Here is a 22,372-nt window from a genome sequence, read left to right on the forward strand (position 1 = left end):
AAACGAGTCCGACCTCTTCCACTTGCCCTACCACTCCCCCTTGCTCAGTTCCAGCACCCGCTGCACGTGCTGCCGCACGCCATCGAGACCACGGTTCAATCGGGCCCCGAGCGCTCGGGCCTTGTCCGATAGCACTCGAAAACGTGGTTCCGCTGCGCCGATACGATCTTCGATTACCGCGTTGCTGCCACTCAACTCCTTGGCAAATTGGGCCACTTGCTGCTTATAGTAGTAGCAGTCCACCACGTTGTACTGCTGACCGGCCACTGCCGGGTTACCGACTGCGAGAACGATTGCGTGTGCAGTGTCCTCCATCGAGTTGACCGAACCGCCCTCGTCGCTGGAGAACGGCTCGCCACGCGCCACCGAGAGAATTAGGTTCCGCCACGTAGCCCGCTTCGGGTCCAACATGTCCACGCCGTACACCAGGGCAGGGCGCCAGGACGAGGTATTCATTCCATACACGTGGTGGTAGCCGGTGCACGCGTCGTCCACCATCGCTTTGCAGGTGCCGTAGATCGTGTCGGGCCAGATGGGGTGGATCTCGCTTAGCGGGATGTCGGGTGCCACGGCACCGAGGGCCGCTATGGAACTGACGAAGATGAACTGCTGCCGGCCGTGTTTGCGGGCGAACTCCAGCAAGTCGAGGCTCCTGCCCACGTTGGTCTCGAACGCCTCACGTGGGCTGTCGGTGAAGTTCACCCACTCGAGCGCGTTGTGCAGGACGACTTCGGTCCCGTCCACGAGTGCTTCGAGCGAAGCAACGTCGTGCAGGTCCCCGGGGACCATCTCGACTCCCCATTTGCTCAGCAGCTCGCGCCGGCTGGACTCGCGCACGAGAGCTCGAACCTCGTGCCCACGGTCCAGTAACTCCTTAGTCAGATAGTGTCCCAGAAAGCCGGAAGCTCCGGTAAGTGCAACCTTCAAAGCGAATCGCTCCTCCCCATGACCCTACGCTGCGACTCTCCGTGGCCTGCCAAGCGGCAGACGAGGGTCCTACCTGGACCCACGCTTCGATCCTCAACCGGGCGTGAATACAGGCACGCGGTCGGCGTCGGTGACGGGCACCTCGGGCGCGGTGCCTGTGCGCTCGGCCACACGTCTGGCAATCCCATTGACGAAATCCTTGCTCCAGGCTCCCATATACTCCAGAACCACACCGGACTCGTCCGTCAGATACATGGCCGGGACCGACTGGAGGTCGAAACGGTCGGTTACCTCCAAACCCTTGTCCAGTAGCATTGGGAAGGACGTGCCGTAATCACGCTCGAACGCCCGGGTCTCCATCGCATCGTTCTGACTCACTCCCCAGACGGTGAGCGTCGGGCATGCGTCGGCTAGCTTTTGAAGGTACGGAAATGTCAACTGGCACGTGGGGCAGTTGACCTTGAAAAACGCCACGAGCAGCAGGCCCTTGCTCCGGGCATCGGCTGTCGACCGGCTTGCGCCGTTTAGGTCAGACAGCGTGAAATCTGGAAAGGTATGACCGGTCTGCACCAGCCCAGCACCCATGATAACCCCTCCTCGGCAACGCGATACTCGTCCTGTTGCCGAAGGCTAGATTACCGCAGGCGCTGTTCGAGAGAGTCCTCAGTGCCACCTGTGCCGCTCAACTTGTTCTCCAGGTGGGCGACGCGCGAGGCCAGCGTCTTCAGGTTCTCGTCCACGCTCACGGCATGCGCGGTGAGCCCTTCGCGAAGCGTCTGAAACTCCTCACGTAGCTTACGCACGTCAGCGGAGCCCGTGCCGACACGATCGCGCTCTAACTGTATTCGCATCTCGACCATCTTGCGCTGATGGCCGGCCAGAATCGCGACGATCGGAATGCATAGCGCCGTGATCGGTATCAGCATAGCCAGGATCTCGACGTTCATTCTCCCGCCTACCCGAGCCCCGTCCAAGGCAGTATTCGGATCATCTGTTTCACACGTCTCCCCCTATCCCCCTAGTCGCTGCTGCAGTTGCTCGGCGCCACCCATCTGCTCCAGGCGCTTGAGTCTGTCGCTCAGCATGCTGAGATTACGGTCTACGCTAAGGGCGTGTTCGCCAGCAGTCTCTCGCAGTTCGGTCAGCTCCCGGCGCATCGAAGCCATCTGATCGAGCAACTCAGCCAGTTCCTTGTCGGATATGCCGCGCGCCTTTGCAGAGGACCTTTTCGTGAGAGCCTCTCCGAGTTGGATGAGGAAAACCATCACTCCAATAGCTAGAATGATCGCTACGACTGTCGGCACAGAACACCTCGGGGCACTGCACTTCTCAGGATGCTCATATTATCTACCTTCCACTCGGACACGGCGTTGCACCGTTCGGTTGTTGGCCTATGCCTACGGTGCGGCCAAGACCGTCGAAGCGCGCTCGATGCGCGAGAGGACCCGATCTCTCCCCATTGCTTCCATCAGCTCGAATAAACCCGGCCCCGCGGTTCGTCCCGTCAGCGCGATGCGCAAAACATGGATGACAGGCGCGCGTTTCTCCAGGTCGAGGTCCGCTGTAGCCCTCTCAACGGCGGCCTCCATGTCGTCGTGCGTCCACGTGTCGAGCGCCCGTAACCTGCTTTCTGCCGCAGCCAATACAGCCAGGCCGTCGTGCTTGCGAAACCACTTTTCCACGCCCTTCTCGTCAAACGGGTAGTCGTCGCGGAAGAAGAACGAGACTGCGTCGGTGATCTCGGGAAGCGTGCGGATGCGCTCTTGTTCGAGCGCCAACACGCTCCGCACGTATTCCACGTTCGCGTCATCGGCGGCCTCGGGCACGAGCTTCGCCTCGACGAGGTACGGCCTGCACAGCTCGACGAAGCGCTCCGGAGCGAGCTGGCGGATGTACACCCCGTTCATCCACCGGAGTTTCTCGTGGTCGAAGATGGCGGGGCTGGTCTGGACGCCGTCCAGCGAGAAGGCCTCAATCAACTCGTCACGCGTCATCACCTCCCGGTCATCGCCTGGGGCCCATCCACACAGCGCGAGAAAGTTGACCAGCGCGTCGGGCAGGTAGCCTTCCGATCGGAAATCCAGAACTCCGGTGGCACCGTGCCGCTTGCTGAGACGCTTCTTGTCCGGCCCGAGAATGATCGAGGGATGAACCCAGATCGGCTGCTCCCAACCGAACGCCATATAGAGCTGGGCGTGCTTGGGTGAGCTGCTGATCCATTCCTCCGCGCGAATCACGTGCGTGATCTCCATCAGGTGGTCGTCCACCATCGCGGCGAAGTGGTATGTCGGCATGCCGTCCGACTTGATCAGGACGGGATCGTCCAACAGGGCGTTTTCGAATTCGATGGGGCCTCGCAGATAGTCTTGCACCACCGTCTTGCCCTCCGACGGCAATGCCTGTCGGATGACGTATGGTTCGCCTGCGCTCTCGCGCCGTCTCACCTCTTCGTCCGAGAGCTTACGGCAGGCTCGGTCGTACATGGTGGGCTGCTTGTTCTTCTCCTGCGCCTCGCGAAGGGCGGCAAGGCGCTCGGGCGTGCAGAAGCACTTGTAGGCAGCCCCCTTCGCCAGAAGCACGGCGATCTGCTCTCGATAGATATCCAGGCGCTCGCTCTGTAGGTAGGGCCCGAACGGACCGCCCACCCCCGGGCCTTCATCCCAATCGAGCCCGAGCCATCGGAGGCTCTCCATGATCTCTTCGCGTGCCCCCGGCGCCTCGCGGGCGCGGTCCGTGTCCTCGATGCGCAAGATGAACTTTCCGCCAGGGGTGTGACGGGCAAGGAGCCAGTCGAAGAGGGCAGTGCGGATGTTGCCTACGTGGGGAGAGCCAGTCGGGCTGGGAGCATAGCGAACGCGAACGGACATGCGGGGATTGTGCCACAGCGCCGAGCGACCGTGCCAAGTTCAGGGGCTCCGATGCTAAGCCGTCCGACACCGCAGGGCATCGGGCGGCCCAGCATCCTACTATCGGTCCCTGCCGGTTACGAGCGCTTGCGTCGAATCACGAGCGCGCCGAGGCCGAACACCAGCGCGGCGAGCGTGCCGGGCTCGGGAACGAGCGACAGGTTATCGTAATAGACCGGAGACCCTTCGCTGTATAGGTCCACGGCGGCGAGATTCAAAACGCCGTCGTTCTTCCAGCCGCTGGCCCCGAGCAAGTTGCCGCCGTAGTAGATGGACTTGGTGTCGGCGGTCAGGTCGAAGTCAACCTTGATCTCCGCCCAAGCACCCACGATGTACGGCAGACTCAGGCCCGAGCCGATGTCGTCAGTGACCTTACCGGTCGCGGAGTCGAACGTGAGCTGGACGCTCCAGCTGTAAGGTCCGCCGTTGTTGTAAGTGTTCAGCAAGATGAAGTAGGTCTTGCCGGCGAAGTTGTCGGGGATGAACATCCAAGCGGTGTACGTCCACGCGCCGGAGTTTACGCCGGTGTAGGTGTGGACCGTATCGTCACCGTTGTCGATCATCGCCGAGTTCGGGCTGCTGAGTGCGACCGAGCTGACGACGTCGCCACAAGTGGCCACGCCGTCCCAGCCGAACCAGCCGCCCTGGCCATTCAGGTTCGAACCGGAAGCATATGAATCGAAGTTATCCGACCACGCTGCGAAGGCCGTGCCCGAGAGCACGAAGGTCGCCGCGGCGACAAAGCAAAGAGAGGCAAGTTTCACTTTCATAATTGACCCCTCCTTTACGTTTGAACTTCGTGTACATAGTAACACATTTCATGCCAAATGGCCAGTGAGTTACCGGGCAAAAACCCGGTATAGAGGCAAGGTCTCGGGGCACATTTTTGCCTACGCGGCGATCTGAGGGCCTACAACCCGGGTGTGAAACTCTGGCCCTTGCGCAGGCAAGCATTTCATCGTATACTGCTTTCTGGCATCAGATTAGAGCGTCGTATCCTAGCGGTGCCCTTCGGGGAGCCTCTGATCACGGTGCCGATCTCGTTTCGTGAGCATCGCGGAAGGAGTTACTCTCGGTGTGATAGGAGTTTGGAGAAAATGAACTTAGGAAGATGTTTGGCGACTGCTGGCGTTCTCACTCTTCTATCGGTTCGGGCCCTCACGCAGGCCCCGGCGTACGAAGTGGCTGTTGCTCCGGACGGCAGTCCCTATGTGAAGGGACATGTCCTGGTCGGATTCCACGGTGGTGTGCTCCCCGCCATCCAACTTGGCGAGCGGCTATTCGGGGGCACCGTAGCCCGGCTGCTACCGGAGATCGGTGTCGCTCTCATCGCGTACCCGGTCGAGCATGACGTGTTTCCAATCATCCGAACGGTAAGCGCGGACCCGAGGGTTCGCTTTGCTGAACCCGACTATATCCTGCACACGGCGTTCACGCCGAACGACACGTATTGGGCCAATCAGTGGGGGCCGAAGAAGATTCGTTGCGAAGTGGCCTGGGACTATGGCCAAGGGGATGCCGGGACCGTCATCGCCATCGTGGATACCGGCATCAACTACAACCACCCGGACCTGAACGACAAATACGTCGGTGGATACGACTTCCACAATGGCGACAACGATCCAATGGACGACAACGGCCACGGCACCCACTGCGCCGGGATTGCGGCCGCCGAGACGAATAACGCTACGGGCGTCGCAGGAGTAGGCTTCAACTGCAAGCTCATGGCTGTGAAGGTCCTCGGTTCCAACGGTTCCGGTACCCTCACGAACGTCGCCTCCGGCATCAACTACGCGACGAGCAACGGTGCGAAGGTGATAAACCTGAGTTTGGGAAGCACCAGCAGCTCGAGCACACTCCAATCCGCCGTGGACAACGCTTGGAACAGCGGCGCGGTCGTGTGTTGTGCTGCGGGCAACAACGGCAGCACCTCGCTGTTCTACCCGGCTGCCTACCCGAACGCCATCGCAGTTGCCTCCACGGATAGCAACGACGCGCGTTCATCCTTCTCGAACTATGGAGCATCTTGGGTAGACGTTGCCGCACCCGGCCGCGACATCTATTCGACCTATGGCTCGGGATACGCGTATCTCTCAGGCACCTCCATGGCGTCGCCGCACGTTGCCGGCGCAGCTGCACTGCTCTACAGCAAGATTGGTGGCGCCCGAAGCAACGCCACTGCGACACAAGTCCGAAATCTGCTGGAGAGCACGGCGGTGTACGTCGGCACTTGGGTTGCTAGCGGACGCATAGACCTAGGTGCCGCCATGGCGCAGTTGGGTGGCGGAGGGGGCCAGACTCTCACCTTCGACGCCACGAGTGTGGTAAGGCTCATCGGCAACATGCGGTCGGCTAACCCCGCTCTGCTGCACGACGACGACAATCAGTTCCTGCAAGTGTCCGCAGTCAAGTCCGGCTCGTCTCGCGTTACCTCGTACTATGCCGAGTACGTCGTGTCTTCTGCCGCCTGGGTTAGCGGGGTCATCGAACTGAGTGCCCGGGCATCGAGAACGGCCGGTTTAACCGTCCAAGCTTACAATTGGCCGTTGGCTCGCTGGGAAACGGTTCTTAGCGGAGTCAACCTTACGACTACGGAAGCATTCAGGACGATCAACTTCCCGAGCCCCATGTCCGACTACATTTCATCCTCCAACCGAGTGCGCGTTCTGGTCAGGACGTCCTCTGGTCAGTCGCATACGGCCTACACGGACCTCCTGCAGATCAAGCTGACGAGTCAGTAGAGGCCTAACTCGCAGGCCTTCGCGGGGCGCCCGATAGGGCGCCCCGTCGATTCTTTGACACGTTCACCAGCCGACAGGTAGGATTCGCGCCCGGAGCCGGTAGCTCAGTCGGTAGAGCAACGGCCTTTTAAGCCGTGGGTCCTGGGTTCAAGTCCCAGCCGGCTCACCAGGGAATCACGAGCGACGCAGCTCGAGAACACGCAATACGAAGAGGTAATGCGATGGCAACCGTCACTTATCGGCTGGCGGAATGGGCCGCCGGACTGCGCTACGAAGACCTCACTCCCGAAGCCGTGGACGCTTCTAAGCGGTTTCTGTACGACTCGATCGGGTGCGCGCTTGGCGGCTACCGTCAAGAGGATTGCGAGCTGCTCCTACACCACCTTCGGGAAATGGGCGGCAACCCGCAGTGCACGTGCATAGGTACTGGGTACCGCACTTCTGCTGTGGATGCTTCGTTGTTCAACGCGCTCGCCATCCGGGCGATGGACTACAACGATATCTACTGGAAGGCCGACCCATGCCACCCGTCGGACATCCTCTCCGGACCTCTCGCCATCTGCGAATGGAAGCGTCTGTCTGGCAAAGACCTCATCGTAGCGACCGTCATCGCTTACGAGATCGAGATGCGCCTGTGTGAGTTCGGAGACCCCGGAATCCGTGAGCGAGGATGGCACCACGCGACGCTGACTGCATTCGCCGCTCCCATCGCGGCGGGCAGGGCGCTCGGACTCACTGCGGAGCAGATCCAGCACGCTGTGGGCATCTCCGCGTCACATTCGGCAACTCTGGGCGCAGTCACCGCAGGCAAGCTGACGATGATGAAGAACACCGTAGACCCGATGGCGACGCAGGCCGGAGTGGTCGCGGCACTGTTGGCGCAAAAGGGCTACACAGGGCCGGAGCACGTGCTGGACGGCAAAGAAGGCCTGATGCACTGTCTGGGACCGGCTTGGAAGACGGACATCCTCACCGAGGGACTTGGCCGCGACTACCGAATCGCACGGTGCGGCATGAAGGCGTTCCCCATCGAAGCGCTGTCCCACTCTCCTGTCACCGCACTACTACGGCTGGTCGAAACACACGACATTCATCCCGAGCAGGTTCAGGAGATTCGCGTCGAGACGATCGCCCGGGCGGCGGACATCCTCTCCGATCCCGCAAAGTACCGCCCTGCTTCCAAAGAGACTGCCGACCACAGCCTGCCTTACTGCCTCGCCGTCGCGGTTGCCGACCGCCAAGTGACACCGCTGCAGTTCACCGCAGAGCGCATCGCGGACCCGGCCCTACATCCGTTGATGGACACGGTCAAAGCCGTTGCCAATGAGGAGTTCGAGAAGTTGTTCCCGGACATCCAGCCTTCGCGCGTGGCCGTGACGCTGAAGGACGGGCGGTCCTTCTCGGAGCGAGTGGACGTCCCGAAGGGCGACTACCGCGACCCGATGACGGTCGAGGAAATCAGCGTGAAGTTCGAAGCGCTCGCCGAAGGCGCCTTCGACAAAGCGCGGTGCGATGCGATCCGAGAGGCCTTGATGAATCTGGAGCAGTGCGCAGACATCTCGGAGATTGTGCCGCTCCTGGTTGCGGGCTAGGCTCTGCTCTCAGCGAGCGCAGCCTCTAAGGGTGCTAGAATCGGCTGCGTGTGGGCTCGTAGCTCAGGGGTAGAGCGGGCGGCTCATAACCGCTTGGTCGCAGGTTCGAATCCTGCCGGGCCCACCAGCACGGTTCGCTCCGCTTCGGGTGACTGCACACCAGTTAGCATTAGATCCCAGCCGAGTGAATCACGGTAGGTAGGTTCAGCTCGCGGCCCCCGTGCGCACGGGGCGGCCATCATAGAGCCAAGTGAACCTATTCGGTGTCGGACTTCGTAGTGATAGCCAGTGCAACGAGAGGAGCTGATGATCTGCCCATGAAGACGATTATCCCTCACCTGTGGTTTGCCGACAACGCAGAAGAGGCCGTTGACTTCTACACGTCGCTGTTCCCCAACTCGAGAGTGACTGGGAGAATGCTCTGCGGAGAGTCGGCGGCGAACGTCACGGGGTTGCCGGAAGGGTCGGTCTTGGCCATCTACTTCGACCTGAACGGACAGCCTTTCGTCGCGTTCAACGCCGGCACGGCTGTAACTTTCAACGATGCAGTCTCGTTCATGGTGCTTTGCGAGTCGCAGGACGAGATGGACGGCTACTATGAGAAGCTGTCGGCTGATCGCGAAGCCGAGATGTGCGGCTGGGTCAAGGACAAGTACGGACTTTCGTGGCAGCTCGGTTCGGACGAGATAGAAACCCTCGTGCGGACTGGGGAGCCCCAAAAGGTCGAACGCATGTTCGCGGCGATGATCACGATGAAGCGCCTCGACATCGCCGCACTCAAGCGCGCCTACGCTGGTATCTAGCTCCCGGTTCCGGCTTATCGTGCCAGTGGGCTGCTGCTACCGTGCACGGGGCCGACCGACGATAACGCACGAGCGCTAGAAGGTAAGCCCTGGGCTGAGGCGAACTGTCTTCGCAGCGTCGTCGGTACCCCCGGCCTCGGAATCCGCTCAAAGGAGTGCTGCCATGCGTAGAACAGCGTCACTTGCCGTCGTTGCCTTCGGCCTGCTGTTGTTCGGCTGCAACCCCGACACCAAGAACGGCACCAACCAGAACCCCTCGAACCCAGGCGGCGGCCCTAAGGACGTGAAGATCGGCTTCATCGTCAAGTCCATGGCCGACAGCTGGTTCCAGAGCGAAACCAGCTTCGCCAAGGAGAAGGCGAAGGAACTCGGCGCCGAGCTCATCGTCCAGGAGGCGCTCAACGGGAACGCCGTGCTCACCACCATCGACTCGATGGCGACGAACGGCTGCCAGGGCATTATCATCTGCTCTCCTGAGGTGCAGTTAGGAAGCGCGATCAAGGCGGCGGCCGCGAGGCACGACATGAAGCTGATGAGCGTGGACGATCGGCTCGTCGGTGGAGATGGCAAGCCACTTACCGATATCCCGCATCTCGGCATTGATGCCTACAACATCGGCAAGCAAGTGGGTCAGGCCATCGTGGATGAGATGGGTCGTCGTGGCTGGAAGCCGGATGAGGTCGCTGGTCTGGCGATCACCGCTCCCGCGCTAGAGACGGCTAGGCAACGCGTCAACGGCGCCAAGGAAGTGCTGCTGGCGAACGGGTTCCGGGAGTCGAACATCTTCGAAGCGCCGTGGACCGGCTCGGTGGACATCGCAGCCGCGAGCGACGCGGCGAACGGCGTGCTGACAGCCCGCAGCCACTTCCGCAAGTGGGTCGTTTTCAGCTCCAACGACGATGGCGTGCTCGGGGGTATCCGGGCCATCTCGAATCGGGGCATTCCCGCCACCGGCATCATCGGGGTGGGCATCAACGGCGCACTCGCTGCAGCTGAATGGGCCAAGGGCACGCCTACCGGCATGGTAGCCTCTGTGCTGCTTCAGCCGAGAGTTCACGGAGCAGACACGGTAGAGATGATGTACCGCTGGATCACGGAAGGCAAGGAACCCCCTAAGGAGACCTACACCACTGGCACCATCATAGACAAGAACAACTACAAGGAGGCTCTGAAGAAACAGGGCCTGTCTTTGCCGTAGCCCACCAGCAGCGATCGTGGTCGGCTTCCACTCCATCTCTAAGGCGTTTGCGGGCGTGCAGGCTCTGCATAACGTCTCGTTCGCCGTCGCGGATGGGAGCATCCATGCACTTTGCGGAGAAAACGGGGCAGGCAAGAGCACGCTCCTGAAGGTCCTTAGCGGGGTGCACCGGCCGGAGACCGGCCACGTCGAGATTGACGGCACGGCTTATCGCTTCCGCACCACGTGGGAGGCTTTGGATGCCGGGGTGGCGGTCATCTACCAGGAACTCAACCTGGTGCCCGAGATGAGCGTCGCCGAGAACGTGTGGCTCGGGCACTTCGCTCGGAAAGGCCCATTCGTAGACCGACGGGAGCTGGCCAGGAGGACCACCGAGTCGCTTCGGCGAGTTGGGTTGGATGTGAGCCCTTGGACGCGAGTGGGGTCCCTCAGCCTCGCTCAGAGGCAGATGGTCGAGACCGCAAAGGCTCTCTCTCGCAATGCACGGGTCATCGCCTTCGATGAGCCTACGAGCAGTCTGAGCGCGCGAGAGGTAGACACGCTGTTCGCGCTGATCCGGGAACTGCGGGATCGCGGGCTATCCGTGCTTTACGTGTCGCATCGCATGGACGAGGTGGTGCAGCTATGCGATGCGTGTACGGTGCTGCGGGATGGCCAGCATATCGAGACCTTTGAGAGCATGGAGGGCGTGGACGCAGGGCTGATCACCAACCGCATGGTAGGCAGAGAACTGATCCACGTCAAGTCGGAGATCCCGTCGAAGTACGGACCGCCGGTCCTCGAGGTGCACGGCGTACGTGGGCCGGGCCTCGCCGAGCCGGTCAGCCTGGTTGCCAGGGAAGGGGAGATCGTGGGCATCTTCGGGCTGGTCGGTGCGGGCAGGACGGAGCTGCTCAAAGCTATCTACATGGGTACGGAAGGCCAGGTGCTAGTGCGGGGCGTACCCGCCCCACGCCGTGGGCCCGATTCGTCCATTCGTGCAGGCATCGTCTTCTGTCCAGAGGATCGAAAGAAGGAGGGCATCGTCCCAATGCTCTCCGTCTCCGAGAACATCAACCTCAGCATCCGGCGAGCGCTGGCGCGCCTGCGGGTATGGCTTGCCGCTCAGCGGGAGCGGGAGAACGCGCAGCGCTTCATCGAAAGGCTCCGCATCCGCACAAGCTCGCTGCAGACACCGGTGGCCAACCTGAGTGGAGGGAACCAGCAGAAGGTGATCCTCGCGCGTTGGCTCAGCGAGGACGTCAAGGCAATTCTCTTCGACGAGCCTACGAGGGGCATAGACGTCGGTGCCAAAGCCGAGATCTTCGCAATCGTTCGCGGGCTCGCCGCGCAGGGCATCGGCGTGGTGTTCGTCAGCAGCGAGCTGCCCGAGATACTGGCGCTCAGCCACCGTGTCATCGTCATGTGCGAGGGTCGTGTCACGGGTGAGATGCCCACCTCGGAGGCCACCGAGCAGGCCTTACTCGAGCTTGCTCTGCCCAAATCCGCCTCCACCGGAGTTTCTGCATGAACGTAAAGCAGTTCGTCGTCCAGTCGGGCATGATCATCGTGTTCGGTTTCGTCGTATTGGCCGCATTCCTGATCGCGCCGCAATTCCTCAGCCTGAACAACATGATCAGCTTAGGGCTGCAGGTGACGTCGGTCGGGATCGTGGCGTGCGCGATGCTGTTCTGCCTGGCGGGTGGAGACTTCGATCTGTCGGTCGGCTCGACGTTGGCGCTGGGCGGGATGGTCGCAGTGCTGGTTGCGAATGCGAGCGGCAGCCTGTGGCTCGGGACGGTAGCCGCAGTGGGTGCGGGTGCGGCAGTCGGGTCCGTGAACGGCGTCGTGATCTCGCGCTTCGGCATCAACGCGCTAATCACCACGCTGGCCACCATGCAGATCGTGCGCGGTCTGACGAATATCCTGGGGCACGGGACCCCGGTGACCGCTTCACGCCCGGGCTTCGAGTACTTGGGCAATCAAACGTTCTTCTCGATTCCGCTGCCAATCTGGATCATGATCGGGTTCTTCGTGTTGTTCGGCATCTTGCTTAACAAGACGGTGTTCGGGCGAAACACGCTGGCCATCGGCGGCAACCGCGAAGCGGCGCATTTGGCCGGCATCCCAGTGGCGAGGACCAAGATGGCCGTGTTCATCATCTCGGGGATGGCAGCAGCCTTCGCGGGGGTCATCACGGCATCGCGCCTGGTCGTGGCGAGCAACAATGCCGGTGAGAAGTTGGAGCTTCAGGCAATCTCGGCTTGCGTGTTGGGTGGTGTGTCGCTGTCTGGGGGCGTGGGTACGATGAGCGGTACCGTGGTAGGGGTGCTGATCATGGGGATCGTCGAGAACGTGATGCGTCTGAAAAACGTGGATGCGTTCTATCAGATGGTGGTGACGGGCATTATCCTGCTGCTCGCCGTGCTGCTCGACCGTGCCAAGTACCGGCTGCTAGCGAAGCAGTAGTTATCTCGATACGTGGCGGCGCGGAGCAGGGGGACCCCAGACGAACTCCGGGGAGAGGGCTAGCCCTCTCCCCGGCTCAAAAAGTCGGTTTCGACGAACCGCTTAGAAGTTGACGACGAGGTCGTTGTCCGCCGCGAGCTGGCGGGCCTTGGAGATCGGGATGTACGGATCGTCGGACAGCTTCGCCACGGCTACGGGGATGTTGCTGAAGAACGTCACCCGCGGGCTCCTGCCCTCTGCGACGCCGTCGTACGGCACGCGGCAAAGCGTGCCCCACTCGATGAACAGGTAGGTGCCCGGCTCGTTGATGTCGTTCCAGTTGTAGACGGGAGCGGTCCCAGGGGTGTAGTTGGTGGTGGTCTGAGAGTTCTTGCTCTTCATGCTCTTCCCTTAACTCCGTAATCGGGTATTTGGCGCAAGCCAAGCCGTCGTCTTCGCCCCAGCGCGAAGCCCGCCGGTAGCGCCTGCTGCCTACCCTAGATTTCGGTTTCTGGCGGGGTCCTCTTTAGGGTCTCGGGGCGCTTACGAAGCACGCGGTAGAATCCCCGCATGAGTGGCGATCGGCCGATGCCGCAGGTCCGAGTGCTGGAGCCCGGCGATCTGCAGATCGAGATGGACGAGCACAAGCTGACCCCCAAGATGACCGTGGGCGGTGAGACGACCTACTACGACGTTCACTTCGCACGCGCCTACCCATTCTCCGACCCTGAGCGCTACATCGGAGCATATGACGCCGAAGGCAACGAGATCGGACTGATCGCCGACATCTCGGCCCTGCCCGAGCCACAAGCGGCAATCGTCCGACAGGATCTTTCCCGCCGCTACTTCACCCCCGCAATCCTCGCCATCAAGGGCTTGAAGCAGGACGCCACCCTCTGGCTGTTCGACGTCGAGACCACCCGTGGGCGCTGCGAGTTCTACGTGCGGCATTGGCGCGACAACGCGTACGAGCTATCGCCCGGCAGGTGGATGATTACCAGCGTGGACGGCGTGCGCTTCGAGATTCCGGACTGGTCTGCCCTGGACGAGCGAAGCAAGGTGTTGCTGGAGCAACTGAACTAGATGCTGCTGGTCGAGGGTTTGCTCGACCTACTGTTTCCTCCGCGTTGCGGAGTCTGCGACGGCCTTCGACGCCCGATCTTCTGCGACGACTGCCGACAGCTGCTCGCACCCATCGTCGGTCCTGTGTGCCCGCGCTGTGGGCGGCCCGGCCGCCCCTGCGACCGCTGCCAGAATACACCCGCTCCTTGCCGCTCGGCCTTCCATTACGACGGGGCGGCAGGCGCTGCCGTACGAAGGCTGAAATACGACCGCGTCTATGCGCTCGGCTCCGCTATCGGCGAGTTGCTCGCCGAATCCGTCCGGGCTTGGCCCGAGGTTGCCGATGTGGACGAGGTGCTACCGGTCCCAATCCACGTCTCTCGGCAGCGGGAGAGGACCTTCAACCAGGCCGAGCTGATTGCCAGACCAGTTGCAAGGGCCTTGAGACTGAGCTGCGCTACGGACGTGCTCATCCGTCACCGGCGAACTCCTCCGCAAGTGGGTCGCTCACGACAGGAGCGGCGGAGGAACATCGAGGGGGCTTTCCGAGTAGTCAACCGGGGTCGGGTGACCGGGCGGAGCTTCATGCTGGTGGACGACGTGTACACGTCCGGCTACACTTTGCGGGAGTGTGCGGCGGAGCTGATGTCGGCAGGCGCGAGCCACGTCACGGCTATAACGGTGTGTAGGGAAGACTGAGAACGGGAATGACTGGGTGAGTGCTTACCCGAGCGCTCACAAAGAAGCACTCACACCAGCCAGATGGGTCCAAACACTACAAAGCAGTGATGGGTCTTATGAGACCCTTACCTATCCAGATCGAGGAATCACAAACACAATTGTCAGCGTACTTCAGAGACGGGATGCTTATTGCATCCTCTTCCTATCCAAGTCAAGGCAATAGTCAAAACAAACGAGCAGTTTCCTGCTCGGAACCGGGACGGTGATCCGCCCTCTCACGGACTCCAGTCTAACCCATGAATCGCGGTCTGTCAAGTCCGCAGCCAAGAAATCCCGTTTCGTTTTGCCGAAGCCCCGCGCAATGCTAGACTCTTGGTCGAATCCACCCCGACCAAACCGCTGGAGGAACGCGCACGACATGTCCGACAACGAAGTCCAGACCATCATCGCAACGGATTGCGGCAGCACCACCACCAAGGCCATCCTCATCGAGAAAAAGGGAGACGAGTACCGGCTTATTGTCCGTGGCGAGGCTCCGACCACCGTAGAAGCGCCGTTCGAGGACGTCACCGTGGGGGTACAGAACGCTGTGAGCGAAGTGGAGGAGCTCTCTGGCAAGAAGTTCCTCGACGAGACCGGCAAGGTCGTCGCGTACATTCACCGGGGCCAAAGGACCGGGACTCGCAAGGACGAGAACTTCGCCGACCTCTATCTATCCACGTCGAGTGCCGGGGGCGGCCTTCAGATGACCGTTGCGGGCCTCGTGCGTACGATGAGCGCCGAGAGCGCAGAGCGTGCCGCGCTCGGTGCCGGAGCCATCATCATGGACGTGGTAGCGGTGGACGATGGCCGAAAGGAGCACGAGCGCGTCGAGCGACTGCGAATGCTTCGGCCCGACATGGTACTCCTGTCAGGGGGTACCGATGGCGGGAACGTAGATCAGCTCAACAATATCGCCGAGACTATCTTCGCTGCGGATGCGAAGCCGCGGTTCGGCGGCATGAAGCTGCCCGTCATATTCGCGGGCAACAAGGATGCACGCGAGACCATCAAGGAGACTCTCGGCAGCAAGATCGACACCCGGATCGTGGAGAATCTTCGACCGAGCCTCGACAGAGAGCAGCTCGGACCAGCCCGCGATGCCATCCACGAGCTGTTCCTGGAGCACGTGATGCAACAGGCACCGGGCTACTCCAAGCTGTCCGAGTGGGTCAGCGAGGACATCATGGCGACCCCCAACGCAGTGTTCGAGATCATGCGTACCATCGCACGTCAGAGGGGCATGGACATACTCGGCGTGGACATCGGCGGGGCCACCACCGACACCTTCTCCGTCTTCGGTGGCACGGCCAACCGCACGGTGTCTGCCAACCTCGGAATGAGCTACTCGATCTGCAACGTGCTAGCGGAAACTGGCGTAGCCAACATCCAGCGCTGGGTGCCTTTCGAGATCGATCCGTTCGAAGTGCGCAATCGGATGCGCAACAAGATGATCCGACCTACCACGATCCCGCAGTCCTACCATGACCTGTTGCTGGAGCAGGCGGTGGCGCGCGAGGCGCTTCGACTGGCATTCGAGCACCACAAGCTGCTGGCACGCGGACTAAAGGGTGTTCAGCAACAGAGAGGCATCGGCGAGGCGTTCGAACAGACAGAGACGGGCATGACGCTCGTAGACATGTTCGCGCTGGGCATGATCATCGGTTCTGGCGGCGTACTGAGCCATGCGCCGAGGCGCGCTCAAAGCGCACTGATGATGATGGATGCCTATCAGCCGCAAGGGATCACGATGTTGGCAGTCGACTCCATCTTCATGATGCCGCAGCTAGGCGTGTTGTCGAAGATTCTGCCGGATGCCGCTGATCAAGTGTTCGATCGGGACTGCCTGGTCAGGCTCGGTGATTGTATCGCGCCGGTCGGAACTGCGAAGAGGGGTGAGCCGTGCGTAACGGTCGCGATTGGTGGAACCGAGCACAAGGTGGCCTTCGGCGACATTCTCGTCATCCCCTTGGCGGAGCGCGAGACGGTGGAGGCAGAGATCCGGCCAGCCCGGGGGTTCGACCTGGGTGAAGGGAAGGGCAAGTCGGTCCGGCGGGTGCTGAACGGTGGCGTGGTCGGCATCATGATCGACGCTCGAGGGCGTCCGCTGAAACTACCGGAAAACAACGCGGAGCGGGTCACACGCCTGAAGGAGTGGCTGGCGGCGTTCGGTCTTCCAGAACCTTAGCGATCAGGCCAGACGTAGTAGGCACAGATCCGAGGCACGGCGTGTTCTTGCATTTCGTGAGAGAATGTGCTAACATAGGATCCGAGTGAGGACGCGAGGTGATCGCGAAGCCACCATCCTCTTCTAAGGCCGCTGCCGGGGCTCTCTCCATGCGGTGCCGGGTCCTGATCGCTCTGCTACCCGTCCTCGTTGCAGCAGCGGGTCTTCCGACAATAATAGCTTACTCACTCTCGGCTTCAGCGCAGACTGATGCGCTCGCTGCGCAGTACGACGCTTACTTCGTGACCGCCCCAAGCTGCCCCCAGTGCCGCGTGATGCTTGCCGACATCGTACGGACACCGGGGATCGAGGTGTGGGACTGGTCGAAGCCGGGATCGCGGGCCGCGTACAACCGCCTTCGAGAGTTGCACGGGCTACCCCGCCTGACGAAGCCGATTGTACTGCCCCTCTTGGTGACCACCACGCCGGGAGGGCGCTACTGGGAGTGGACGGGGCCCGGGACATTGCCACGGCGCTATCAGTCATTGGCCGCTGGGACAGACCGCCGTTCCCCCACATGCAGTTGGCTGTGGTGCTCCTTGGCTTCGCGCTGGGAATGGCCTTCAGCACCCGCATCGGGGCGCAGCGGGCCCCCTCGTGCTGGGCATCGCGGCGGTCGCCGCAGCGGTCAAGATGAGCCTCACGTGCCCATCGTGTGATGCTGCTGGAACCGCCGCTGCAACGGGGATGGCGATCGCGGCTTGCGGCATCGGTGCCGCTGCGGCGGGTGCAAGGGCGACAAGCCCGGTACGTCAACTAGTGGTGCCGTGCGTGCTCGCCGCGCTCTTGGCCGGCCAGTTCTTCCTGCTGATTAGCGACACGCGCGTCTGCTGGCCCTGCACGGCTTTCCTGTTCTTGGTGAGCCTTCTTGGGGGGGCCATGCCCGCAGCGGTGCGCGAGCTGAGTATGCCCCTGCCGAAACTTGCCGGGCCGCTCCCTGTCGGCGTGTTAGTGGGCGCGTCGCTCGCGGTCTGGGCGCCCTAGGCAGTAGCCACCGCGAGCGTTGCCATGCAGACGGATCAGGGGCTTGTGCCAGTGGGCGCGCGCCCCCAGCAGCCGTCACTCCTCAGGGTCCCGACGAAGAGGTTCGTGCAATCAGTTGAGGCCGGCCCAACGGCAATCGCCAATCGAGTGTTTGTAATGGGGAAGCCAGCGTGCCCGCCGTGTGAGTCGGCGTACCGGATTCTCCGGGCCGCCTTCGGGCAGCGTGTGGCATTCGTGCGACCCAAAGAGGACTTGGGGATGTACTCACGGATCTTCCCGCGTCCGGTGGAGACCGCGAGTACCCCGCTTCGGTACACCATCACCGTCAGTATGTCGCCTCTTCTCGTCGTCACGGATGCGGAGGGCAGGGTCGTCTGGCAACATTCATCCTGGCCCATCGAGGACGCCGACGCTGAGGCCATATTGCGGCAGGTGGAAGGAGTGTTGGAAACCGGAGGAGAGAGATGAGAAGGACATCGCTTTGGAGAGGAGCCGCGCTGGTGGCGGCCCTGGGGGCCGTGGGTTGGATCGCCGTAACGGGGGCGGTGCCATGCGGGCCGGGAGAGTCCTGGATAAGGTATTGGCGGCCGATCACGGCCTGCTACGACTGGCCCGGGCACTACTGCAATCCTATCAGTTGGAACTACGGATACGCGTGGGGCTGCTGGCTTTACTGCTGCTACGATCCATACACAGGCGCATTGCTCGGCAAGCATATGGCAGACTGCTACCCCGATCCGTGCGTGCTGAACGGCGGCTGCTGCAACTTCACCATCTCGTGTGAGGAGGCCCGAGCCAACGACCTGCAGAACTTCGTCTGCCCGGTCTGGGTGCCATGACGGTTAGGCGAAAGCAACGGGATCTCCACCGCCAAGGAGGCAGTGGCGCAGCCGCAGCGACTGGCCCTCACGGTGCCCACGCCGGTGTACGTGCGCCGCCGCTGCGGGCACAGCGCCGGTGGCGTCGCGGCTTCACTCTTATCGAACTGCTGATGGTGGTCGCGGTGGTAGGGGTCGTGTTGGGGCTGGTCTACCCCGTCGTGCTGCAGGCGCGACGGCAGTCACTGCGCGCGTCCTGTACGACGAACCTGCGCAATCTCTACGTCGCGCTTCAAGCCTACTGCGATGATCACGGCGGCTGGCGCAATGCGCCGCGGTATCTGTCGGCCATCGAGCCGTACGCAAAGGACATGAGGGTAATGCATTGCGGTGCAGACCCGAGACCGACCACCGGGACTCGGTTCCCACTCATCATCGGCTGCCCGTGGGATGTGCCGCCCTACGTGCGCTATCCCGTGAGCTACCACTACATTCGCCACTTCGAGCCCTGGGACGGCGCCTACCACTGGCGCTGGATCCTGGCGCGAGCCCCGCGCCTCGGGATCCTCGCCTGCCCATGGCACGGGTACAAGTGCAGGAATCAGACGACGCTCGTGCCGTTTGGCAGGTATTGCGGCTCCAGATAGATGGATCGGTGGCAAGCATGCGCGGGCTGGACGAAGGGGACCCATGGGCCTTCACGTTCTGCGATAACTACACGTATTTCATCGAGGGAGCGAGTGGGAGGTAGGACGATGGGGAAGTGGCTGGCTTGGTTCGGCATGGTTGCGGGCATCTGGTTCGCTTCGGGCTTCCTCTCCGGGCTTGTATGGGTATCGATCGGCGTGGGCACGCGCGTGTACAGCCAGGGGGTGGCAGTGAGCGCGCTGGTTTCTGGCGGGCTTGGGCTGCTTGTTCTCGGGCCACTTTGGCATCTGAGTCGTCGCCAGCCTGGCATCAGCATCACCCTTTGTGCGGTAACCGCAGCAGCGCTCATGAATGGCTTCCGAATGCTGCTTGGGTATCAATCCCACGGGATCCTGACGTACAATACGCTGTTCGACGCCGCCGTTCCACTTCTCATCGGGGGTAGCAGTGCAGCCCTGTGCTGGGTGGGATACTGGTATCTGGACCTCGGCGTGGGTGAGCGCAAGGGGCAGGTCTCCACGTCCCACCCAGGAGAGCGCCTGGGGTGAGAGGGGAGGGGCGCCTCGATGCGCACCGCGCGGGTGCATGCACCCGTGGCTCGGAGTCAGGCGACCGAGGGCAGGCTGCGGAACCAGCGGCGCTGGAACCATAGCGAGACGTTGACGAGCGAGATCAGCACCGGGACCTCCACCAAGGGACCGATTACTGCTGCGAACGCCGCTCCGCTCTTGATACCGAATACTGCCACTGCAACTGCGATGGCGAGCTCGAAGTTGTTGCTAGCAGCGGTGAACGAGATTGTCGCGGTTCTGGAGTAGTCGGCACCCAAGCTCTTTCCGATCCAAAAAGAGACCAGAAACATCAGAACGAAGTAGAAGAGCAGAGGCACCGCGATCCGTAGCACGTCGAGTGGAAGCTGCACGATCACTTCACCCTTTAGCGAGAACATGACGACGATGGTGAACAGCAACGCGATGAGGGTGATGGGCGAGATCACCGGGATGAACCTCTTCTCATACCACTCACGCCCTTTCGCCCGCACCAGGGTGAAGCGTGTTAGCATACCAGCGATGAACGGGATGCCGAGGTAGATGAACACACTCTCTGCGATCTGGCCTATGCTTATCTGGACGATGCTACCCCTCATGCCGAACACCGGCGGTAGCAGCGTGATGAATACGTAGGCGTACACCGAGAAGAAGAACACCTGAAAGATCGAGTTGAATGCCACGAGCCCCGCAGCGTACTCGGTGTCACCCTTTGCGAGGTCGTTCCACACGATTACCATCGCGATGCAGCGTGCCAAACCTATCATGATCAAACCGACCATGTATTCCGGGTAGCCCGCGAGGAATAGCAGTGCCAACGCGAACATGAGCACCGGCCCGATCACCCAGTTGAGGAGCAGCGAGATGCCAAGGATGCGAAAGTCGCGGAACACACTCGGCAACTCCTCGTACCGCACCTTGGCGAGCGGCGGGTACATCATCAGGATCAGCCCTACCGCAATCGGGATGGACGTGGTCCCCACCTGAAAGCGGGTACTCAGTTGCGCCACGGCGGGCCAGAAGTGACCGAGCCCTACCCCGAACGCCATGCCCAGGAATATCCACAACGTGAGGTAGCGGTCTAGCAGGCTCAGCCGTCGCATCGTCTCAACTCCTCCACCAACTGCTCGACTCGGGCACGTACTTCGTCCCGTATTCTTCGCACCTCTTCAATCGGCCGTCCCTTGGGGTCGTCCAACCCCCAGTCCTCGCACTCCATGCGAAGTGCCGGGCAGGACTCCGCGTCCACCCCGCATCCCATTGTGATCACCCTATCGGCCGCCTGTGCCATCTCGGGTGTCAGCAGCTTGGGTGTATGCCCCGACATGTCGTATCCGACCTCTGCCATCGCCTCCACCACCATCGGATTGAGCGTTGCTCCACCCTCGGTGCCAGCCGACTCCGCGATCGCGACATCCGCACCCAACCGCCTGAGAAATGCCTCGGCCATCTGGCTGCGCCCGGCGTTGTGTACGCATACGAATAGCACCCGCTTCATGCGTGCGGCTTCCTCGCGCGGATGAACGCTGCCATGATACCTCCGTCCAGTCGCAGTCTCTCCTCGGTATCCAACAGACCAAGGGCCCCCGGTTTCAGACCCACTGACTCCGCGTCGGCAAACGTGTAGCGGCGCGTCGGCTCCACACTCACTTCGATAAAGCCTGCCGCCTCCAGCCTCCGCACGTAGTCGGTCCGTTCCAGTGCCCCCGCGATGCACCCGACGAACAACTCCATGTCCTTTCGCACCGCCTCTGGCAGTTCGCCCTCCACTACCACGTCCGACACGGCGAAGCGTCCGCCCGGGCGCAGCACGCGAAAGGCTTCTGCGAACACTCGGTCCTTGTCCGCCGATAGGTTGATCACGCAGTTCGAGATGATCACGTCTACGCTATCGTCTGGGAGCGGGATGGCCTCGATGTGTCCCTTCAAGAACCGAACATTCTCGAGGCCGGCAGCTTCCCGATTGCGCTCGGCCAGATCCAGCATCTCGTCCGTCATGTCTAGGCCGTAAGCAAACCCGGACGGTCCCACGCGCTTGGCGGACAGCAGTACGTCAATTCCGCCGCCACTCCCTAGGTCCAGGACCGTTTCTCCTTCTCTGAGTTCTGCCAATGCGGTCGGGTTACCACAGCCCAACGACGCCAGCACGGCCTGCTCCGGCAGCGTTTCAGTCTCCATACGGCTGTAAAGATCCGCCGTTATTGGATCGCAGCCTCCCGAGCCGCAGCAACTGCCCTTCTCGCCCGAGATCACGTGCAAGGCTGCCCCCGCGTATCTCTCTCGTACGGCCTGCTCTATCTGCTCGGACCGGTCGTTCTCATCTGCCATCACTCGTCGCTCCTTCCTCGACGCAACACTCCTCGGCGGCCTCCACGAAGTTTGCTAGTGCTCGAACTGCCTCCGGGTTGACAGAACAGATCAGGTGTCGGCCCTGCCTGGTGACGTCAATCAGGCCCGACGTGCGTAGCTCCTTCAGGTGAAAGGAGACGGCCGAAGACACCCGCTCCTCGCCGGTGACGTGGCAGCACACCTCGCCCACAGTCTGGCCGTGCACGCGGCGGACATCGCCGGAATCGTCCATGGCCACGGGACGGCAGACGTCCCGCAGGAAGCAGAAGATCCGAAGCCGCGTCGGTTCGCCCAGCGCCTTGAAGTATCTTGCGAGCTTGATTTGGTCCGGTGTCATCGCGTCTTTGCGATAATTATAGAACTATTGAAGTGTTGAGCCCGCGGAGGAGCCCCAAGCCGGGACTATCGCCCCCTCATCTACC

At 61.9% G+C, this 22,372-nt stretch carries 25 protein-coding genes and 2 tRNA genes; 16 read left to right on the plus strand and 11 right to left on the minus strand.

The genetic code is table 11. The annotated features are described in order from the left end of the window. Nucleotides 1–27: 27 nt before the first annotated feature. The 6 genes from HRF45_06960 to HRF45_06985 form a co-directional block, all read right to left on the minus strand. Nucleotides 28–927: an NAD(P)-dependent oxidoreductase gene (locus HRF45_06960; protein MEP0766264.1), complete on the minus strand. Its 900-nt coding sequence runs from the start codon at nt 925–927 to the stop codon at nt 28–30. A gap of 93 nt (nt 928–1,020) precedes the next feature. Beyond that, entirely contained in the window at nt 1,021–1,512 is a 492-nt protein-coding gene (locus tag HRF45_06965; GenBank protein ID MEP0766265.1) for a TlpA family protein disulfide reductase, read from the minus strand. Nucleotides 1,513–1,562: 50 nt separating this feature from the next. Beyond that, the gene (locus HRF45_06970) at nt 1,563–1,874 is read right to left on the minus strand and encodes a hypothetical protein (GenBank protein ID MEP0766266.1); all 312 of its coding nucleotides are present in this window, start codon (nt 1,872–1,874) and stop codon (nt 1,563–1,565) included. 63 nt (nt 1,875–1,937) lie between these two features. Continuing rightward, nucleotides 1,938–2,231: a hypothetical protein gene (locus HRF45_06975; protein MEP0766267.1), complete on the minus strand. Its 294-nt coding sequence runs from the start codon at nt 2,229–2,231 to the stop codon at nt 1,938–1,940. Between the two features lie 93 nt (nt 2,232–2,324). Beyond that, nucleotides 2,325–3,794: a glutamate--tRNA ligase gene (locus HRF45_06980; GenBank protein MEP0766268.1), complete on the minus strand. Its 1,470-nt coding sequence runs from the start codon at nt 3,792–3,794 to the stop codon at nt 2,325–2,327. Between the two features lie 116 nt (nt 3,795–3,910). Then, the gene (locus tag HRF45_06985) at nt 3,911–4,603 is read right to left on the minus strand and encodes a PEP-CTERM sorting domain-containing protein (GenBank protein ID MEP0766269.1); all 693 of its coding nucleotides are present in this window, start codon (nt 4,601–4,603) and stop codon (nt 3,911–3,913) included. Between the two features lie 327 nt (nt 4,604–4,930). Between HRF45_06985 and HRF45_06990 the strand changes: the two genes are divergently transcribed. The 8 genes from HRF45_06990 to araH all read left to right on the plus strand — a co-directional run bounded on the left by HRF45_06990 (nt 4,931) and on the right by araH (nt 12,615). Further along, the gene (locus HRF45_06990) at nt 4,931–6,574 is read left to right on the plus strand and encodes a peptidase S8 (protein ID MEP0766270.1); all 1,644 of its coding nucleotides are present in this window, start codon (nt 4,931–4,933) and stop codon (nt 6,572–6,574) included. Nucleotides 6,575–6,667: 93 nt separating this feature from the next. Then, nucleotides 6,668–6,743: transfer RNA gene (locus tag HRF45_06995), tRNA-Lys, on the plus strand. 52 nt (nt 6,744–6,795) lie between these two features. Beyond that, nucleotides 6,796–8,166, plus strand: coding sequence for an MmgE/PrpD family protein (locus HRF45_07000; GenBank protein ID MEP0766271.1), 1,371 nt, complete (start codon nt 6,796–6,798; stop codon nt 8,164–8,166). Nucleotides 8,167–8,218: 52 nt separating this feature from the next. Continuing rightward, nucleotides 8,219–8,293: transfer RNA gene (locus tag HRF45_07005), tRNA-Ile, on the plus strand. A gap of 190 nt (nt 8,294–8,483) precedes the next feature. Then, the gene (locus tag HRF45_07010; GenBank protein MEP0766272.1) at nt 8,484–8,969 is read left to right on the plus strand and encodes a VOC family protein; all 486 of its coding nucleotides are present in this window, start codon (nt 8,484–8,486) and stop codon (nt 8,967–8,969) included. Between the two features lie 163 nt (nt 8,970–9,132). Next, nucleotides 9,133–10,167: a substrate-binding domain-containing protein gene (locus HRF45_07015; GenBank protein ID MEP0766273.1), complete on the plus strand. Its 1,035-nt coding sequence runs from the start codon at nt 9,133–9,135 to the stop codon at nt 10,165–10,167. Nucleotides 10,168–10,180: 13 nt separating this feature from the next. Continuing rightward, a complete protein-coding gene (locus HRF45_07020; protein MEP0766274.1) occupies nt 10,181–11,677 on the plus strand; it encodes an ATP-binding cassette domain-containing protein in 1,497 nt (498 codons plus the stop codon). After that, entirely contained in the window at nt 11,674–12,615 is a 942-nt protein-coding gene (gene araH, locus HRF45_07025; protein MEP0766275.1) for an L-arabinose ABC transporter permease AraH, read from the plus strand. The genes HRF45_07020 and araH overlap by 4 nt, the downstream gene beginning before the upstream one ends. Before the next feature lie 102 nt (nt 12,616–12,717). Here the strand turns inward: araH and HRF45_07030 are convergent, their stop codons facing one another. Further along, nucleotides 12,718–12,996 carry a hypothetical protein gene (locus HRF45_07030; protein MEP0766276.1) on the minus strand — a complete coding sequence of 93 codons (279 nt, stop codon included), beginning with the start codon at nt 12,994–12,996 and terminating at the stop codon, nt 12,718–12,720. Between the two features lie 168 nt (nt 12,997–13,164). On the opposite strand from HRF45_07030, the gene HRF45_07035 reads away from it, so the two are divergent. The 8 genes from HRF45_07035 to HRF45_07070 all read left to right on the plus strand — a co-directional run bounded on the left by HRF45_07035 (nt 13,165) and on the right by HRF45_07070 (nt 19,601). After that, a complete protein-coding gene (locus HRF45_07035) occupies nt 13,165–13,677 on the plus strand; it encodes a DUF1854 domain-containing protein (GenBank protein ID MEP0766277.1) in 513 nt (170 codons plus the stop codon). Beyond that, on the plus strand, nt 13,678–14,355 hold the full coding sequence (locus HRF45_07040) for a ComF family protein (GenBank protein MEP0766278.1): 678 nt from the start codon (nt 13,678–13,680) through the stop codon (nt 14,353–14,355). Nucleotides 14,356–14,755: 400 nt separating this feature from the next. Continuing rightward, nucleotides 14,756–16,564, plus strand: a complete 1,809-nt coding sequence (locus tag HRF45_07045) for a glutamate mutase L (protein MEP0766279.1) — start codon at nt 14,756–14,758, stop codon at nt 16,562–16,564. A 636-nt stretch (nt 16,565–17,200) separates the two neighbouring features. Further along, nucleotides 17,201–17,587 (plus strand): hypothetical protein, encoded by a 387-nt coding sequence (locus HRF45_07050; GenBank protein ID MEP0766280.1) that lies wholly within the window; start codon nt 17,201–17,203, stop codon nt 17,585–17,587. Between the two features lie 105 nt (nt 17,588–17,692). Further along, nucleotides 17,693–18,055, plus strand: a complete 363-nt coding sequence (locus tag HRF45_07055) for a hypothetical protein (protein MEP0766281.1) — start codon at nt 17,693–17,695, stop codon at nt 18,053–18,055. Next, nucleotides 18,052–18,426 (plus strand): hypothetical protein, encoded by a 375-nt coding sequence (locus tag HRF45_07060; GenBank protein ID MEP0766282.1) that lies wholly within the window; start codon nt 18,052–18,054, stop codon nt 18,424–18,426. The genes HRF45_07055 and HRF45_07060 overlap by 4 nt, the downstream gene beginning before the upstream one ends. Further along, a complete protein-coding gene (locus HRF45_07065) occupies nt 18,423–19,052 on the plus strand; it encodes a prepilin-type N-terminal cleavage/methylation domain-containing protein (protein MEP0766283.1) in 630 nt (209 codons plus the stop codon). Before HRF45_07060 ends, HRF45_07065 begins: the two co-directional genes overlap by 4 nt. Nucleotides 19,053–19,160: 108 nt before the next feature. Continuing rightward, nucleotides 19,161–19,601, plus strand: a complete 441-nt coding sequence (locus HRF45_07070) for a hypothetical protein (protein MEP0766284.1) — start codon at nt 19,161–19,163, stop codon at nt 19,599–19,601. Nucleotides 19,602–19,657: 56 nt separating this feature from the next. Here HRF45_07070 and arsB read toward each other — a convergent pair whose 3' ends face one another. Genes arsB through HRF45_07090 form a run of 4 tightly spaced genes read right to left on the minus strand, consistent with a single transcriptional unit; the run spans nt 19,658 to nt 22,287 of the window. Further along, on the minus strand, nt 19,658–20,704 hold the full coding sequence (arsB, locus tag HRF45_07075) for an ACR3 family arsenite efflux transporter (GenBank protein ID MEP0766285.1): 1,047 nt from the start codon (nt 20,702–20,704) through the stop codon (nt 19,658–19,660). After that, nucleotides 20,692–21,099 (minus strand): arsenate reductase ArsC, encoded by a 408-nt coding sequence (locus HRF45_07080; GenBank protein ID MEP0766286.1) that lies wholly within the window; start codon nt 21,097–21,099, stop codon nt 20,692–20,694. The genes arsB and HRF45_07080 overlap by 13 nt, the downstream gene beginning before the upstream one ends. Next, nucleotides 21,096–21,929: an arsenite methyltransferase gene (locus HRF45_07085; GenBank protein ID MEP0766287.1), complete on the minus strand. Its 834-nt coding sequence runs from the start codon at nt 21,927–21,929 to the stop codon at nt 21,096–21,098. Before HRF45_07085 ends, HRF45_07080 begins: the two co-directional genes overlap by 4 nt. Further along, nucleotides 21,919–22,287 carry a helix-turn-helix transcriptional regulator gene (locus tag HRF45_07090; protein ID MEP0766288.1) on the minus strand — a complete coding sequence of 123 codons (369 nt, stop codon included), beginning with the start codon at nt 22,285–22,287 and terminating at the stop codon, nt 21,919–21,921. Before HRF45_07090 ends, HRF45_07085 begins: the two co-directional genes overlap by 11 nt. Nucleotides 22,288–22,372: the final 85 nt, after the last annotated feature.

It is taken from the genome of Fimbriimonadia bacterium, assembly GCA_039961735.1.
Taxonomy (GTDB): domain Bacteria; phylum Armatimonadota; class Fimbriimonadia; order Fimbriimonadales; family JABRVX01; genus JABRVX01.